The sequence below is a fragment of the Pseudomonas sp. F8002 genome (assembly GCF_013385495.1).
In the GTDB taxonomy this organism is placed as follows: domain Bacteria; phylum Pseudomonadota; class Gammaproteobacteria; order Pseudomonadales; family Pseudomonadaceae; genus Aquipseudomonas.
In genome coordinates this window covers 83,405-100,304 of sequence record NZ_JACAPW010000020.1, presented here as the reverse complement: position 1 = coordinate 100,304, position 16,900 = coordinate 83,405, and the positions used below count along the sequence as shown (strand labels likewise).

14 protein-coding genes and 1 pseudogene are annotated in these 16,900 nt (G+C 59.6%); 13 read left to right on the top strand and 2 right to left on the bottom strand.

Annotated features, from left to right (window positions below; genetic code table 11):
• The first annotated feature begins 10 nt into the window (after nucleotides 1-10).
• Genes araD1 through HX811_RS17140 form a run of 4 tightly spaced genes read left to right on the top strand, consistent with a single transcriptional unit; the run spans nucleotide 11 to nucleotide 4,563 of the window.
• Nucleotides 11-1,003, top strand: coding sequence for an AraD1 family protein (araD1, locus tag HX811_RS17155; protein WP_177046667.1), 993 nt, complete (start codon nucleotides 11-13; stop codon nucleotides 1,001-1,003).
• Nucleotides 1,004-1,014: 11 nt separating this feature from the next.
• Entirely contained in the window at nucleotides 1,015-2,595 is a 1,581-nt protein-coding gene (locus HX811_RS17150) for an aldehyde dehydrogenase (NADP(+)) (protein WP_177046666.1), read from the top strand.
• A gap of 39 nt (nucleotides 2,596-2,634) precedes the next feature.
• Nucleotides 2,635-3,510 (top strand): SMP-30/gluconolactonase/LRE family protein, encoded by an 876-nt coding sequence (locus HX811_RS17145; RefSeq protein WP_177046664.1) that lies wholly within the window; start codon nucleotides 2,635-2,637, stop codon nucleotides 3,508-3,510.
• A gap of 48 nt (nucleotides 3,511-3,558) precedes the next feature.
• The gene (locus HX811_RS17140; protein ID WP_003217769.1) at nucleotides 3,559-4,563 is read left to right on the top strand and encodes a substrate-binding domain-containing protein; all 1,005 of its coding nucleotides are present in this window, start codon (nucleotides 3,559-3,561) and stop codon (nucleotides 4,561-4,563) included.
• A gap of 154 nt (nucleotides 4,564-4,717) precedes the next feature.
• Here the strand turns inward: HX811_RS17140 and HX811_RS17135 are convergent, their stop codons facing one another.
• Nucleotides 4,718-5,866, bottom strand: coding sequence for an aldose epimerase family protein (locus tag HX811_RS17135; RefSeq protein WP_102369085.1), 1,149 nt, complete (start codon nucleotides 5,864-5,866; stop codon nucleotides 4,718-4,720).
• A 128-nt stretch (nucleotides 5,867-5,994) separates the two neighbouring features.
• On the opposite strand from HX811_RS17135, the gene HX811_RS17130 reads away from it, so the two are divergent.
• Both HX811_RS17130 and treS read left to right on the top strand, forming a co-directional pair.
• Nucleotides 5,995-6,777, top strand: coding sequence for an SDR family NAD(P)-dependent oxidoreductase (locus tag HX811_RS17130; RefSeq protein WP_003217767.1), 783 nt, complete (start codon nucleotides 5,995-5,997; stop codon nucleotides 6,775-6,777).
• Between the two features lie 122 nt (nucleotides 6,778-6,899).
• Nucleotides 6,900-8,966, top strand: coding sequence for a maltose alpha-D-glucosyltransferase (gene treS / locus HX811_RS17125; protein ID WP_177046662.1), 2,067 nt, complete (start codon nucleotides 6,900-6,902; stop codon nucleotides 8,964-8,966).
• Here the strand turns inward: treS and HX811_RS17120 are convergent.
• A complete protein-coding gene (locus tag HX811_RS17120; protein WP_256344438.1) occupies nucleotides 8,944-9,084 on the bottom strand; it encodes a hypothetical protein in 141 nt (46 codons plus the stop codon). The genes treS and HX811_RS17120 overlap by 23 nt on opposite strands.
• Nucleotides 9,085-9,417: 333 nt before the next feature.
• Between HX811_RS17120 and fimA the strand changes: the two are divergent.
• The 7 genes and pseudogenes from fimA (at nucleotide 9,418) to HX811_RS17085 (ending at nucleotide 16,705) form a co-directional block, all read left to right on the top strand.
• Nucleotides 9,418-9,890 (top strand): annotated as a pseudogene (gene fimA, locus HX811_RS32255) (type 1 fimbrial major subunit FimA).
• Nucleotides 9,887-10,555: a fimbrial protein gene (locus HX811_RS32010; protein ID WP_371132446.1), complete on the top strand. Its 669-nt coding sequence runs from the start codon at nucleotides 9,887-9,889 to the stop codon at nucleotides 10,553-10,555. Before fimA ends, HX811_RS32010 begins: the two are co-directional and overlap by 4 nt.
• 164 nt (nucleotides 10,556-10,719) lie before the next feature.
• Nucleotides 10,720-11,892: an EAL domain-containing protein gene (locus HX811_RS17105; RefSeq protein ID WP_177046660.1), complete on the top strand. Its 1,173-nt coding sequence runs from the start codon at nucleotides 10,720-10,722 to the stop codon at nucleotides 11,890-11,892.
• A gap of 157 nt (nucleotides 11,893-12,049) precedes the next feature.
• Nucleotides 12,050-12,676 carry a response regulator transcription factor gene (locus tag HX811_RS17100; protein ID WP_010170839.1) on the top strand — a complete coding sequence of 209 codons (627 nt, stop codon included), beginning with the start codon at nucleotides 12,050-12,052 and terminating at the stop codon, nucleotides 12,674-12,676.
• Nucleotides 12,676-14,826, top strand: a complete 2,151-nt coding sequence (locus HX811_RS17095; RefSeq protein WP_177046658.1) for an ATP-binding protein — start codon at nucleotides 12,676-12,678, stop codon at nucleotides 14,824-14,826. The genes HX811_RS17100 and HX811_RS17095 overlap by 1 nt, the downstream gene beginning before the upstream one ends.
• A gap of 123 nt (nucleotides 14,827-14,949) precedes the next feature.
• Nucleotides 14,950-16,212, top strand: a complete 1,263-nt coding sequence (locus tag HX811_RS17090; protein WP_371132445.1) for an EAL domain-containing protein — start codon at nucleotides 14,950-14,952, stop codon at nucleotides 16,210-16,212.
• A gap of 70 nt (nucleotides 16,213-16,282) precedes the next feature.
• Nucleotides 16,283-16,705, top strand: coding sequence for a hypothetical protein (locus tag HX811_RS17085; protein ID WP_003217737.1), 423 nt, complete (start codon nucleotides 16,283-16,285; stop codon nucleotides 16,703-16,705).
• Nucleotides 16,706-16,900: the final 195 nt, after the last annotated feature.

Here is a 16,900-nt window from a genome sequence, read left to right as displayed (position 1 = left end):
GAGAACACTCATGGGGTTAGTGCAGTTTGAATTGAACAACGGCGAACGCCGAGTGGGCGTGGTCGACGGCGATCAGGTACGCGAGGTGCGGGCCGCCCGCACGGTACGCGACCTGGCACTCGCCGCCATCGAGGCTGGCGTCACCTTGCAACAGCACATAGACCACCTCGGCCTGGCCGAGAGCCACGACTACGCCAGACTGCTGGCCGCGCAGAAGATCTTGCCACCGCTGGATCACCCGGACCCTGCCCACACGCTGGTCAGCGGTACCGGCCTGACCCACCTGGGCAGTGCGTCGGCGCGGGACAAGATGCACCAGAACGGCAGTGACGAAAGCGCGATGACCGACAGCATGCGCATCTTCAAATGGGGCGTGGAGGGCGGCAAACCGGCTTCTGGCCAGGCCGGTGTGCAGCCGGAATGGTTCTACAAGGGCGACGGCAGCATCGTGGTGCGTCCGGGCCAGCCATTCCCGTGGCCGGCGTTTGCCGAAGACGCCGGCGAAGAGCCGGAAATCGCCGGGCTGTATGTGATTGGTCACGACGGCAAGCCGTATCGCCTGGGCTACGCGGTGGGCAACGAGTTTTCCGACCACGTGATGGAGCGCAAGAATTACCTGTACCTGGCCCACTCCAAGTTGCGCAGTTGCAGCTACGGTCCCGAGTTGCGCCTGGGTGAACTGCCTCGGCACCTGGCGGGCACCAGCCGTATCGTGCGCAATGGCGAGGTGTTGTGGCAGCACGAATTCCTCAGTGGCGAAGCCAACATGTGCCACAGCCTCGAAAACCTTGAATACCACCATTTCAAATACACCCAGTTCCTGCGCCCGGGTGACGTGCATATCCATTTCTTCGGCACCGCCACCTTGTCGTTTGCCGACGGCATTCGTACCCGGCCAGGCGATGTGTTTGAAATCAGCCAGGCCGAATTCGGCGCGCCATTGATCAACGGCATTGCCGTGGCCAACAGCGGCGTGGCACCTGGCGGCATAGGCACCCTTTGAAGGAGACAGGCATGACCCGGATTTGTGGCCACAACTACATCGGCGGCCAGCGCAGCGCTGCCGGCAGCATCACCCTGCAGAGCATCGACGCCACCAGTGGCGAGCCATTGCCCTTTGATTTCTACCAGGCCACCGCGCAGGAGGTCGACGCCGCGGCGAACGCCGCCGCTCAGGCTTACCCGGCCTATCGCAGCCTGAGCGCGCAGCATCGTGCGTCGTTCCTGGAGGCGATAGCCGATGAACTGGACGCCCTGGGCGATGACTTTGTCGCCCTGGTCTGCCGCGAAACGGCGTTGCCCGCCGGGCGTATCCAGGGTGAGCGCGGTCGTACCAGTGGCCAGATGCGGTTGTTCGCCAAGGTACTGCGGCGCGGTGATTTCTACGGCGCGCGGATCGACCAGGCGCTGCCGGATCGTCAGCCCTTGCCGCGCCCGGATCTGCGCCAATACCGCATCGGCCTGGGGCCGGTCGCGGTGTTTGGGGCGAGCAATTTCCCCCTGGCCTTTTCCACTGCCGGTGGCGACACCGCCGCCGCGCTGGCGGCCGGTTGCCCGGTGGTGTTCAAGGCCCACAGCGGCCACATGGCCACCGCCGAGCGGGTCGCCGATGCGATCATGCGGGCGGCCGAGCGCACAGGTATGCCCGGCGGCGTGTTCAACATGATCTTCGGCGGCGGTGTGGGGGAAGCACTGGTCAAGCACCCAGCGATCCAGGCCGTGGGTTTCACCGGCTCGCTCAAGGGCGGCCGGGCGTTGTGCGATATGGCGGCGGCACGCCCGCAACCGATCCCGGTGTTCGCCGAGATGTCCAGCATCAACCCGGTGATCGTTTTGCCCCAGGCCCTGCAAACCCGGGCAGACACCATCGCCCGCGACCTGGTCGCCTCGGTGGTGCAGGGGTGCGGCCAGTTCTGCACGAACCCGGGCCTGGTGATCGGGATTGCCTCGCCAGCGTTCACAGGCTTCACCCAACAGGTCGCCCAACTGATCGGCGACCAGCCGGCGCAAACCATGCTCAATGCCGGCACCTTGAGCAGCTACGGCAAAGGCCTGCACACGCTGCTCGCCCATCCTTGCATCGAGCACCTGGCGGGCCAGGCGCAAGCCGGCAATCAGGCGCAGCCACAGCTGTTCAAAGCGGATGCCAGCCTGTTGATCAACGGCGATGAAGTGCTGCAGGAAGAAGTGTTCGGCCCCACCACGGTGTTCGTGGAAGTCGCCGACCAGGCCCAACTCGCTGCGACGTTGCACGGTCTGCACGGCCAATTGACCGCGACGATCATCGGCGAGCCGGCGGATTTCACCCAGTTCGGCGAGTTGACGCCGCTGCTGGAGCAAAAGGTTGGCCGCATCCTGCTCAACGGCTACCCCACGGGCGTCGAGGTGTGTGACGCGATGGTCCATGGCGGGCCGTATCCGGCAACTTCGGATGCCCGTGGCACTTCCGTGGGCACCCTGGCGATCGAGCGTTTCCTGCGACCTGTGTGCTTTCAGAATTACCCTGATAGCCTGCTCCCCGACGCGCTGAAGAATGCCAACCCGTTGCGCATTCAGCGTCTGGTAGATGGGCAGCCGTCGCGCGACGCGCTGTAACCGGTACCACCTGAAAACAACAAGAAAGCAGGAGGTTTCATGTCGTGGACCGCAGTCACACCGCACCGGGCTCGGCTGGGCGAAGGGCCGTTCTGGGATGTACCGGGCCAGGCCTTGTATTGGGTGGACATCATCGGCCAGCAGGCCTTGCGCCTGCAGGGCGGGCAATTGCACACCTGGCAATTGCCTGAGCCGGCCTCGGCGTTTATCCCGTGCGCCAGCGGCGATGCACTGGTGACCCTGAGCAGCGGCGTGTATCGCCTCGACCTCGATTCGGCGCCAAGCGATCCGCGCCTGACCTTGCTCTGTGTCGCCGATCCGCAACCGGGCAACCGTGCCAACGAAGCCCGCTGCGACGCCCAGGGCCGGCTGTGGCTGGGCACCATGCAGAACAACATCGGCGAGCACGGTGAAGACTTGCCGGTGCTGCGGCGTTCCGGCGGCCTGTTCCGGGTCGAGGCCGACGGGCAGGTCACGCCGTTGCTGCAAGGCCTGGGGATTCCCAACACCTTGCTGTGGAACGACGCCGCCACCCACGTGCATTTCGGCGACAGCCTGGACGGCACGCTCTATCGATACCCGATGACTGAACAAGGCCAGCTCGCACCTGCGCAAGTCTGGTTCGGGCCTCACTCCCGGGGTGGCCCGGACGGTTCGGCCATGGACGCCGAAGGCTATATCTGGAACGCCCGCTGGGACGGCAGTTGCCTGCTGCGGCTGACGCCGGGCGGTGAAGTTGACCGGGTCATCGAATTGCCGGTCAGCCGTCCCACCAGTTGCGTGTTCGCAGGCCCCGACCTCAAGACCTTGTACATCACCAGTGCCGCCAGCCCGCTGGATCACCCGCTGGACGGTGCGGTGCTGGCCATTGAGGTCGATGTGCCGGGGAAAATCTGCCACCGCTTTGCAGGATAACCAACAGGCTGTTTAACGCATTCAAAAACAACAACAAGGAGTCACCCTATGAATCGTCGTCGTGGTATCCGTTCCCTGTGCTGCGCCGCTGTGGCGGTGTCCGCCGTTGGCCTGAGCAGCCTGTTGCTGGCGGCCGAGCCGGTAAAGATCGGCTTTCTGGTCAAGCAGGCGGAAGAGCCCTGGTTCCAGACCGAATGGGCCTTCGCCGAAAAGGCCGGCAAGGACAAGGGCTTCGAGGTGATCAAGATCGCCGTGCCCGACGGCGAAAAAACCCTCTCGGCCATCGACAGCCTGGCCGCTAATGGTGCCAAGGGTTTTGTGATTTGCCCGCCGGACGTGTCCCTCGGCCCGGCGATCATGGCCAAGGCCAAAGCCAACGGCTTGAAAGTGATCGCCGTGGATGACCGTTTTGTGGATGCCAAGGGCAACTTCATGGAAGACGTGCCTTACCTGGGCATGGCCGCGTTTGAAGTGGGCGAGAAGCAGGGCAGTGCCATGGCCACTGAAGCGAAAAAACGTGGCTGGGACTGGAAGGACACCTATGCGGTGATCAACACCTACAACGAACTCGATACCGGCAAAAAGCGCACTGATGGCTCGGTCAAATCCCTGAAGGCCGCGGGCATTCCGGATGATCACATCCTGTACGCAGCCCTCAAGACCCTCGACGTCCCCGGCAGCATGGACGCCACCAATTCGGCGCTGGTCAAGCTGCCCGGCGGCGCGAAAAACCTGATCATCGGCGGCATGAATGACAACACCGTGCTTGGCGGCGTGCGCGCCACCGAAAGCGCCGGGTTTGCGGCGGCGAATGTCATCGGCATCGGCATCAACGGCACCGATGCCATTGGCGAATTGAAGAAAGCCAACAGCGGCTTCTTCGGCTCGATGCTGCCCAGCCCGCACATCGAGGGTTACAACACCGCGAGCATGATGTTCGAGTGGGTCACTACGGGTAAGGAGCCGCCGAAGTACACGGCCATGGATGAGGTGACGCTGATCACCCGCGAGAACTTCAAACAGGAGCTGGAAAAGATCGGTTTGTGGAACTGATGGCCGCTGACGTTTCCCGGCAGCCCTGCTAACGCCGGTACTGTGGGATCTGTCGAGCTTCGTCGAGGCTGTGATAGCGGTGGGTCAGGCACCTTGGATATTGATAGTGCCGACGTCATCGCAGCCTCGCTAAAGCTCGACAGCTCCCACAGGTTTAGTCAGCAGAGAATTTCAGCACGGTATTCTGCGTGTAGGTCTGGCCAGGATCGAGACGGGTAGAGGGGAAGCTCGGCTGGTTGGGGCCGTCGGGAAAATGCTGGGTTTCCAGGGTGAACGCACTCCAGTGGGCGTAAGGCTTGCCACCCTTGCCCTTGATCGTCCCGTCGAGGAAGTTGCCGGTATAGAACTGCACGCCAGGCTCGCTGGTATACAGCTGCAAGCGGCGACCGGACTGCGGGTCACGAACGTCGGCGGCCAGTTTGCCGATATCACCCTTGGCATCCAGCACCCAGTTGAAGTCAAAGCCACCTTGTTTAGGTTCGGCGAATTTCAGCTGGGGATGATCGTCCTTGATGTGCTGGCCGATGGCAGTGGGCTTGAGAAAGTCCATCGGCGTGCCGGCGACCGGGGCCAGTTCGCCGGTGGGAATCAGGGTGCTGTTGACCGGGGTGTAATGGCTGGCATGCAGGGTGGCGACCTGCTTGAGCACATCACCGCTGCCGGCGCCGGCGAGGTTGAAGTAACTGTGGTTGGTGAGGTTGAGCACCGTGGGTTTGTCGGTGGTGGCCTTGTAGTCGATGTGCAGTTCGTTCTTGTCGTTGAGGCTATAGGTGACATCGACTTTCAGGTTGCCGGGAAAACCCATCTCGCCGTCCTTGGACAGGTAGCTCAGGGTCACGCCCACCGAATCGTCCTGCTTGACCGGCTGGGCTTTCCACACATGCTTGTCGAAACCTTGCGGGCCGCCGTGCAGCGAGTTCGGCCCGTCGTTGAGGGGCACTTGATAGCGTTTGCCGTCCAGTTCAAAGCTGCCCTTGTCCAGGCGGTTGCCAAAACGGCCGATGGTCGCGCCGAAGAACGCAGTACCGGCCTGGTAGCCCTGGACGTCATCGAAGCCCAGCACCACGTCGGCGAACTGGCCGTGTTTGTCGGGTACTTTCAGCGACTGCAAGACCGCGCCATAGGTGATGACCGTGGCTTGTACGCCATGGCTGTTACGCAACACATACTGCTCGACGGCGGTGCCGTCATTGGTTTTGCCGAAGGGTTTGTGTTCGCTGGACAAGCCAGCCGCCTGAGCGCCCAGGCTGGCCACCGCCAGGGAGAGGCCAAGGCCGGTAAGCAGGAATCGGGATTGCCGCATGACTGAGCTACCTTTATTGTTGTTAATTAAATAGTTCTACTATTTACTCGGCTGCAGGGCTGATTTATAGCCAATATCGCAAAACATGCAATATAAAATAAGACTAAATACAGCGGAGTGACTGCCCCATGAACACTGAAAAACAGCCCGGCGCGCAGGCGATGTACCCGGACCTGCGGGATAAAACCGTGCTGATCTCCGGCGGTGCTTCCGGGATAGGCGAGGCCATGGTGCGTGCCTTCGCACGCCAGGGGGCCAAGGTAGCCTTCGTGGACCGGGCGCAAGGGCAGGGCGACCGATTGGCGGCGATATTGTCGGCCGAGGGCCATGCCGTCGAATTCGCCCATTGCGATATCACCGACGAGATCGCGTACAAGGCCGCGATAGCGTGCCTGGCGCAGAGCCTTGGACCGATCGACGTGCTGGTGAACAATGCCGCCAACGACGTTCGGCACACCCTGGATGAAATCGACTCGGAGCGGTTCGACCAACTGATTTCGGTCAACCTGAAGCACGGGTTTTTCGCGGCCCGGGCCGTGGTGCCGATGATGAAGGCCGCAGGCGGTGGGTCGATCATCAACCTGGGTTCCATCGGCTGGATGATGGCTTCCAGCGGCTACCCGGTATACGCCGCCAGCAAAGCCGCCGCCCACGGCATGACCCGGGCCCTGGCGCGGGAGCTTGGGCCCAGCCGTATCAGGGTCAATACGCTGGTGCCGGGCTGGGTGATGACCGAGAAACAACTGGCGATGTGGGTGGATGACGCGGCCCGGGAGTTGATCGCCCGCAGCCAGTGCCTGCCGGGCAGTGTGGAGCCGGAACATATCGCCAATATGGCGCTGTTCCTGGCCTCTGATGTATCGGCGATGTGTACCGCACAGAACTTCATTGTGGACGGCGGCTGGGTCTAGGCCGGGGAAGGGTCGCCATCCCGGATGCAACGAATCGCCGCCCGGGGCCTCATACAGTAACGAACGGTGGTTCATATGCAGCCACCGCAACCGACTACTTCATGGGTGCAGGTGATTGATTTATGACGGACGCCGATAAGAAACATGTGGCCTGGCTGGTGGAACAATCGATGCTGCATGCCGCCAAGCAGCGCGCCAGGCTTTATTCGGGGCAAGGCCGGTTGTGGCAACAGCCATATGCCCATACCCGGCCCCGTGATGCTTCAGCCCTGGCATCGGTGTGGTTCACGGCCTATCCGGCGTCCATCGTCACCCGCGAGAACGGCAGCGTACTGGAGGCCCTGGGCGATGAAACCTTGTGGCACGCGCTGTCGAAAATCGGCATCCAGGGCATCCATAACGGCCCGTTGAAACGCTCGGGCGGTCTATCCGGTACCGAGCACACTCCCACCATTGACGGCAATTTTGACCGCATCAGCTTCGACATCGACCCGCAACTGGGCACCGAAGCCCAGCTTCAGGCGCTGGCCCGCATGGCCGCCGCGCACAACGCGGTGATCATCGACGATGTGATTCCGTCCCACACCGGCAAGGGCGCGGACTTCCGCCTGGCCGAGATGGCCTACGAAGACTATCCCGGCCTCTACCACATGGTGGAGATCCGCGAAGAAGACTGGCCGCTGCTGCCCGATATCAGCGAGGGCCGCGATGCGCAGAACCTCAGCCCGCAGCAGGTCGACGTGCTCAGGGACAAGCACTACATCGTCGGCCAGTTGCAACGGGTGATCTTCTTCGAACCCGGGGTCAAGGAAACCGACTGGAGCGCGACCGATGTGGTCATCGGCGTGGACGGCAAGCCCCGCCGCTGGGTGTACCTGCATTACTTCAAGGAAGGGCAGCCGTCGCTGAACTGGCTGGATCCGACCTTCGCCGCGCAGCAGATGATCATTGGCGACGCCCTGCACGCCATCGACGTGATGGGGGCGAAAATCCTGCGCCTGGATGCCAACGGTTTCCTCGGTGTGGAACGAAAACTGGAAGGTAACGCCTGGTCTGAAAGCCATCCGCTGTCCATCACCGGCAACCAGATCCTGGGCGGCGCGATTCGCAAGGCGGGCGGTTTCAGCTTCCAGGAACTGAACCTGACGGTGGACGACATCGCCGCCATGTCCCACGGCGGCGCCGACCTGTCCTACGACTTCATCACGCGCCCGGCTTACCAGCACGCGTTATTGATGGGCGACACCGAATTCCTGCGCCTGATGCTGCGGGAGATGCACACCCTGGGCATCGACCCCGGCTCGCTGATCCACGCCTTGCAGAACCATGACGAGCTGACCCTGGAACTGGTGCACTTCTGGACGTTGCACGCCCATGACACCTACCTCTATCAGGGGCAGACCTTTCCCGGCGGCATCCTGCGCGAGCATATCCGTGAGCAGATGTACGAACGCCTGGCTGGCGAACACGCGCCGTATAACCTGAAGTTCGTGACCAACGGCGTGTCCTGCACCACCGCCAGCATCATTACGGCGGCGCTGGGCATTCGCGACCTTGAGGCGATTACCCCGGCGGATATCCAGCAGATCCGCCAGATTCACCTGCTGCTGGTGATGTACAACGCGATGCAACCGGGGGTGTTTGCACTGTCCGGCTGGGACCTGGTGGGCGCATTGCCGTTGCCGGCGCAGGAGGTGGCCCACTTGATGCTGGATGGCGACACACGCTGGATCCATCGCGGCGCCTATGACCTGGTGGACCTGAATCCGGAGGCGGAGCAATCCGCCGGGCAGATGCCGCGCCCGAAAACCTTGTATGGCAGCCTGATCAGCCAGTTGGCCGACCCGGATTCGTTTGCCTCGCAACTGCAAAGAATCCTTGCGGTGCGCCGAGCCTACGACATCGCCGCCAGCCGCCAGATCCTGGTGCCGGATGTGCAGCACCCGGGGCTGCTGATCATGGTCCACGAACTGCCGGCGGGCAAAGGTACCCAGATCACGGCGCTGAACTTCGGTTCCACGCCGATTACGGAAACCCTGCACTTGCCCAATATCGCGCCGGGCCCGGTGGTGGACATCATCAATGAGCGGGTGGAGGGCGATCTGACGCCCGAGGGTGATTTCACCATCACCCTGGATGCGTATGAAGGGTTGGCGCTGCGGGTAGTCAGTAGTTCGCCGATGATTTGAGAGGCGCCATCGACAAGTACCGTTCGATGATTTCCAGCAGCAAGCGGTTGTCCACGGTTTGCAACACGCTGACCATGCCGCTGGTGGGCGGCGTGATAGCGACGGAAGGCCCGGACATGACCATTGGGTGTGTTTGTTCTGCTTCTACAGCTATCTACGCGCGTAGATAGCTGACCTTGAAAATCGGCCCGGGGTAAACATCAAAGGCGATGGTGGAGATCTTTGGGCGGTTGTATTGCAGTCGAATGACAGATGTAGCGGTGGATACGTGCACGGCATCGCCAATGAATCGGCTCGGGAGGAAATTTCTCTGGCGTACGGAATTATCGCTCTAAACCCAAGAGGTTTCATAAAACCCGGCGGGAACCTGCTCCATTCTTATTCCTTAAAGAGCTACTTATAGTTCGAGTGCTTGAGTTGCCTTATACCAAGTACTGGAACCCCAAAAGATATGGAGTTTAGAGTTATGCGGAAAATTAATCTGATTAACAGCGTGATTGCAGCCTCACTGCTGTCTGTAGGCGTGGCTCATGCAGACATTACAACAGTCAATGGCGGCACTATTCACTTTCAGGGTGAAGTTGTTAACGCAGCTTGCGCAGTTGATACCGGCTCTACTGACCAGACCGTACAACTGGGTCAAGTGAGAACCGCGGCACTGAGCACGGCGGCCAGACCAGTACGGCTGTTGGTTTTAATATCCAGCTGAATGACTGCGACACCTCGGTTTCATCTCAAGCGTCTGTCGCGTTCACGGGTGTCACTGATCCCACCAATACCGAAGCGCTGGCCCTGGAAAGCTCTGCTGCCGGTGCTGCAACCAACGTGGGCGTTCAGGTTCTGGACCGCGTAGGCACCCCCTTGACGTTTGACGGCGCCACGTTCAGCAACCCCTTGCCCCTGCCGACTTCCAGGACCCCATAAGGATCATCTCCGGCCAATACGCCGGGCCGCTGAATAACCTGACGGGCAGCATTACCTACTATGGAGCCTCGTATGACTTCCCCATCAACACACCCACTATTACCGTCAACCATACATGGGGCACACTCACGCCCTGGGACACGGTACTGTTTTTGAAAGTGATCGGCAGTGGCGCCTCTGGAATCACGGTCAACGCGGGGCAGATGCTGGCCAGGCTCACCATGGAGAAGGTGGACTCCGTTCCCTACCAAGTCATTACCTGGAATATCTATGCCAATAACACCGTGGTTGTTCCCACGGGTGGCTGCGACGTCTCCTCACGCAATGTGACGGTAACCCTTCCTGATTACCCGGGATCGGCCACAGTGCCATTGAACGTGCACTGTGCGCAAAACCAGAATCTGTCCTATTTCCTGACGGGCCCGACCACCGACAACGCCAATACCACCTTTAGCAATACGGCTTCCGCGTCTCCTGCGTCCGGTATTGGCGTGCAGCTGTCAAACGCCAGCGGCGTCATCGCGACCAACCACAATATCTCGCTGGGTTCGGTCGGCGTCAGCCCCATAGAGCTAGGGATGACGGCGTCCTATGCCCGAACCGGTGGGCAGGTCGTCGCCGGGAATGTGCAGTCCCTTATCGGCGTCACCTTCATTTATCAGTAGACGTCTCCAACAGCTCCGGCCACCCGCCAAGGCGTCAAGCTCAACCAATAAAAGCCTTCTGCCATCTCCTCAGAAATTTCCCTGCGATATGCAGGAAAACGGCTTTCGTAATTCGCCAATAAAGACGGCAGCATGGCGGCAACAAAAACAGGGTCTGTACCAACATGATTTCTTTACGAATTCTCGTGCTTGAGGATCGCCTGCCACGTCGCAAAGCCATTGCTCAGGCCTTGACGGTGCTGGGCGTGCGTGCGGTTTTCCAGGCGGGGGAATGTGAAAAAGCCTTGGACCTGATCGCCCGTGCAGAAGGCGTGGACATCGTTATCTGCGACTTGAGCAACGAGAAGCTCGGCTATTTCGACTTCCTGATGCTCGCGGGCCGGGCACGCCTGGTGAATGCGCTGATTTTAGGCGCGACCCTTGAACCTCAGTTCTTACGGGCAGTGGAGTGCATCAATCAGTTTTCACAGCTCAAGTTGATTGGTGTGATGGGCGTCGTCGCGCCCGTGCAAGACCTGAGCACGATCCTGCTTGATTACATCAAGCACAAAACCTTTTCGCCGTTGTTGATCACGGATTCCTTCAAGTTGCCTACCGAGCCCGAGGTCAGAAATGGCCTTGAGGCGCGGGAGTTCAAGGCGTGGTTCCAGCCCAAGTTCGACTTGCGGACCGGCGCCCTGTGCGGCGTGGAAGCGTTGGCGCGTTGGGAACACCCAACCCGTGGGTTGCTGCTGCCCGGTGAGTTTCTGCCGGCGGTGCTGGCGTACGACTTGATCGACGACATGTTCAAGCAGGTGTTTGCCCAAGGCCTTGACCTGCTAGTTGCTCTGCGAGGTCGCAATATTACGCTGCAGGTTGCGTTCAATTTGCATGCGTCGCAATTGGCCCGTTTTGATTTGGCGCTGTACATCGAAAGTGCATTGATTGAGCACGATCTTCCAGGCTCGGCATTGATGTTCGAGTTGGCCGAAAACGGCCTGCTGGATATGCCGGTGGCCACCCAGAAAAGCTTGCTGTGTTTGCGCCTGCTGGGGTGTGGCCTGTCGATCGATGATTTTGGCACCGGTTTTTCTTCGTTGACGTTGCTGTGCCAGCTGCCTTTCCAAGAGTTGAAACTCGACAGTTCGGTGGTGCAGGATTTATCCGACCTGCACAGCAGGGCCATGATGATCAGCACGATTGCGTTGGCCCGCGCGCTTGAGATCAGCCTGGTGATCGAAGGTGTCAGCAGCCAGGAAATACGCGACCAGGCCCTTGCCATGGGTGGAACCTTTGCACAAGGTTTTCACCTGGCCAAACCTATGAGTGCACGCCGCTTGAAAGAGTGGCTGGAATGACACAGCCGATCTGAAAATGACAACGCGCGAAGGGCGAAAATAACCCGCATTGTTCAGGTGCGGTTGGACTAGACTCTGCCGGTGTAGTCGCTTGCCTCCCTCTACGCTTTCTCGTTTCGTGGTCTGTGTCCAGATAAACACAATAAGTGAGATAGATATGCGCAAGGCGCTGGTAGTGGATGACCACCCGATAGTTCGGGCGACGGTCAAAATGGTCTTGAAACAGGAAGGTTTCGAAACAGTAGTAGAGGCGGGCGACGGTGCGGACGCTGTGCAACAGGCGCGTCAGGAGACACCGGACCTGGTAGTGCTGGATATTTCGATGCCCAAGCTCGACGGCCTGGAAGTCATCCGGCGCATTATCGACCTGAATATCGCCACGCGAATTCTGGTCCTCACGTCCCTGGAAGCCGGGTTGTACCTCAAGCGTTGCATGAGCGCGGGCGCTGCCGGTTTTATCTCGAAGATCGACGACCTGGATGACCTGCGTCGCGCCGTCAAAGTGCTGATGTCCGGCTACACGTACTTTCCCAACCTGGCAATTGGTTCGGTTCGGCGCAGTGACGTCGAAATGAATGAAGCGCGGGTGATCGAAAACCTGTCGGATCGCGAGCTGGTGATCCTCAAGCATCTTGCGCAGGGTCGCAGTAACAAGGAAATCGGCGACTCGATGCTGCTCAGCAATAAAACCATCAGCACTTACAAGACGCGTTTGTTGGAGCGCTTTGAAGTGACGTCAGTCGTGTCACTTTCGGAAGTGGCCAAGCGCAACAGTATTATCTGATGAAGGCCGCCAAAACGATTGTTGCCGCGTTGCTGATCGCCGGGGTGCCATTACTGACGCGGGCGGAACCGCACATTGCCGGCACGCCCGATTTCGAACTCGACATGGTGGTGCGCACCCAGGGTCAATCCACGCTCTATTGGGGTATGGCGCTGGCAGGGCTGGGTTCTATCCTCTGTTGGAACCTTGGAGTGCTGCTGTGGCGGCGCAAGGCCGATGACCCGCGTCGGGTCCTGGCGACATTTGTCGCCAACATGCGCGAAATGATCGATAACGTCCCGCGGCCGGTGTTCATTCGCGACCATGAGGGCCGCCTGGTCGCTTGCAATAACAGCTACCTGGATTTCCTGGCCATGGACCTGAACCAGGTCCTGGGCAAGCCCATCACCGAACTGCAACTGATGCCGTTGTCTGAATCCCGGCAATACCACGAGCATTATCTCAGGGTTGTGCGCGAGGGTGTCCCGCTGATTGGCAGCGGCAGCCTCGTCGCGCCGTACGGGGAAACGCTGGCGCTGTTCTACTGGATTTTCCCCTGCTTCAATGCTCGCGGACGGGCGGTCGGGGTGATTGCGGGATGGGTGGATGTCAGCGACCGCGAACAGTTGATGATTCAGTTGAAGGCCTCACAAAAAGAGGCCGACGACGCCAACAACGCGAAGACTTTGTTCCTGGCAACCATGAGCCATGAAATTCGCACACCCATGAACGCCGTGCTGGGTATGCTCGAAATGGCCAGCAAACGGGCCGAACAAGGCATTATCGATCGGGTGTCACTGGACATCGCCTCCAGCGCCGCCAACAGCCTGGTGGATTTGCTCGGTGACATCCTGGATATCGTGCGCATTGAGTCCGGCCAACTCACCCTGGCGCCGAAAAGAGCCAACCTGTATGACGAGGTGCTCAAGGTCGCCCGTATCTTTGATGGCGTCGCGCAGCAGAAATTTCTCGAACTGCAGATTGATCTCGACCCCCAGGCGGACTGTGAAGTGCTGGTCGACGCCATGCGCGTCAAGCAGGTGTTGTCGAACCTGTTGAGTAACGCGATCAAGTTTACCGTCAGAGGCCAGGTACGGTTTTTTCTGCGCTGCACCCCGGTGGTGGATGGCTCCGAGCTGGACCTGACATTGAGCGTCATCGACACCGGTATTGGCATCTCGCCAGAGGACCAGGCCCTGTTGTTCAGCCCCTTCACCCAGGTCGGCCAGCCAGCTGAGGCGATGCGTACGGGGTCGGGACTGGGCCTGGCCATTTCTCGCACGCTGTGCGAAATGATGGGCGGGCGCTTGACCTTGTCGAGTGAGCTGGGGCGGGGCACCCGCATAGACGTGAGCTTGCGTCTGCCGGTGCTTGAAAACCTTGCCCCGACTACCCACGACTCAGTCTCGCCGGTGGTTCGAGCGAAACGCCTGAGTGTGTTGGTGGTGGACGATTACCCGGCAAACCGTTTGCTGCTGTCCCAACAGTTGACGTACCTGGGGCATGACGTCGCCGACGCGGAGGATGGTGCACACGGCCTCAGGGCATGGCGCCAGGGTACGTATGACGTGGTAATCACCGACAGCCATATGCCGATCATGAACGGCTACGAGCTGTCCCGCGCCATCCGCGACGAAGAACAGCGCCAAGGCTCGAAACCCTGTGTCATCGTCGGCCTGACCGCCAATGCCCAGCCGGAGGAAAAACAGCGGTGCCTGAATGCTGGCATGGACGACTGCCTGTTCAAGCCCATCCGGCTCAGGGAGCTGAGTGCCCGGATGTCCGTCATCGAGCCATTGGCACATCCCCATGAAGCGCCCTTGGCCATGGTGGGGCAGGGGATCAATCTCGACCTGACCTCACTGATCCAGTTGGCCCGGGGCGACGAGGACTCGGTCAGCACCATTACCAAGAACCTGGCGCTCAGCCTGGAAGAGGACATGTGCGTACTGATGCAATGCTACGCAAACATGGACGTCGAAGGCCTTGCCACGCTGGCACACCGGATAAAGGGCGGCGGGCGGATTGTCGGCGCACAGAACGTGCTGATTCGTTGTGCGCAGCTGGAAACGGCCTGTGAGGAGGCGGAGCCCGGCGAAGTGACCGCCGCCGCCCTGGCCCTGGAGCAAGCCATGCTTGCACTGAAAGCTGCCTTGACCGCCTTGCCGTGAAAGCCCGGGATCACGGGCCCTTGGGTAAGCCTTCGGACGTTTCCTGTTCGTGTAGGAAATTTCTGTTCGGCACACGGAGTTTTTCCAGAGGCCATTAGGAGCAATCCTAAATACACAGCAGGGGTGGGGCGCAATAATTTACCGGTCCCCATCACCTGTGTAAGAACCGCCATGTCTTTCCTACCGATACGCGTTCTGGTTATCGAAGAACAGCCTTTCAAACGACTGATCGCAACGAGCGTTTTTCAGGATCTCGGTTGTGAAGACGTCACAGCGGTTGCCGACGGTGCTGCCGCGCTGGAGGTACTGGCGAGTAACGGTCCGGTGGACATCGTATTGTGCAGTTTGAAATTGCAATGCACCCATGGGCTGTCGCTGATCGAGGACCTCAGCCATGGCGGGCTGCTCAAGGCGCTGATCATTTGCAGTATTTACCCGGCGAACCTGCACGGCGCCCTGGATCGCATGCTGTCGATGCACGGCGTGAAGGTGTTGGGGTATGTCGATACGCCCGTACGGGCCAGTGAGATAGGCCCCATGGTGGCCGGTTTTCTGGAGTCGCTGGCCGTGCGAAGAACGGACGTTTCAAGCTCGCTCAATCTGAAATGGTTTACCCAGTCAGCCTTGAAAAAGGCGATTCAGGAGAATGAATTCAGGGCGTTTTTTCAGCCAAAATTCAATTTGGTCACCGGCGCGGTGGACAGCATGGAAGCCTTGGCGCGGTGGGACAACCCAAGCTATGGATTGTTGTCGCCTGGCGACTTTTTGCCGTTGTTAAACAGCTTCTATTTGATGGACGATCTGTTTTTTGCGCTCTTTGAACAGGGCTTGATGGTTTGGCAGGAAGTCCTGGCCACCGGCCGGCAGATGAATCTCGCGTTTAACCTGCAGGCCGAGCAATTCAGCAACCCGCAATTGGTCGCAGGTATCAGCGGGTTGATTGAACGTTATCAGGTACCGGCGTCCTGCCTGACCTTTGAAATTACCGAAAGCGGTTTGCTCGAAACCTCCCCGGCGGTGCTGGAGAGCCTGATCCGTTTGCGGATGATGGGCGCCGGATTGTCCATCGACGATTTTGGCGTGGGGTTCTCATCGTTGGAGCGCCTGTGCCAGCTGCCCTTTACCGAGATAAAACTCGACGGCAGTTTCGTTCAGGACCTCGATACCAACGCCGCCAATCGCGCCATTGTCAGCAGCACCCTCGCGCTGGGTGAGGCGCTGAACATGTCGGTGGTGGTGGAGGGTGTTGAAACCGAAAAGCAGCGCCAGTCATTGATCAAGCTGGGCTGTGTATACGCTCAAGGTTATCTCTGTGCGCGGCCCATGAGCGCCAATCGGCTGCTGTTGTGGCTGGACTCGCAGCGCGCGTCGATCAACAACGTCTGAATACAGGCCATCAGTGCGGCTGAACGCTTACTGAGTGTTCAGTTTTCTCGTGGGCCAGGAAGGGTGTTTCATGGTGAATCCAAAGTTGCGTGTCTTGTTGGTCGACGAAGAACAATCCAGGCTAGTCAGCATAGAAAAGAACCTCTCGGGGCTTGGCTACAGCCGTGTTGCCCCGCTGACATCATTCCGGGATTTATTGGTGATACTGGATAACGCGTTATGCCCGTTTGACCTGCTGATTATTCACCAGGTCGTGCTGGAAAATGCAGGCGAAGTGCTTGAACAGTTAGTACGAAGTTCGCCGGCAATCAAACATTTACTGGTTTACCAGGGCAATACGCTGCAGGTGCTTTCCACTGTTGAGTCGTCATCATCGTCGATGCGTTTTGAGTTGCCTTGCCCGCCGGATCGAGAGGCCATCAAGCAAGTAATGGGCTTTATCGACAAGGTCGAGTTGCATGAGGTTTACGGCAAGCAGCGGGTGTCTGTTTAGTTACAGGTGTATCAGGAGAAATACTAACGGCACTGGAAATGTCATAGCTTCAGTCGGAATTTTCCCTAATTGCAAAGGGATCTTTAACGTTGAAGGGGTTGGCCGGAAAAAACATTATTCACTGCATGCAAGGCGCGCAGTCACAGCGAAGCAGTGAACGGCTCGCCGAGCATTTCGATCAATGATGTTTTAACC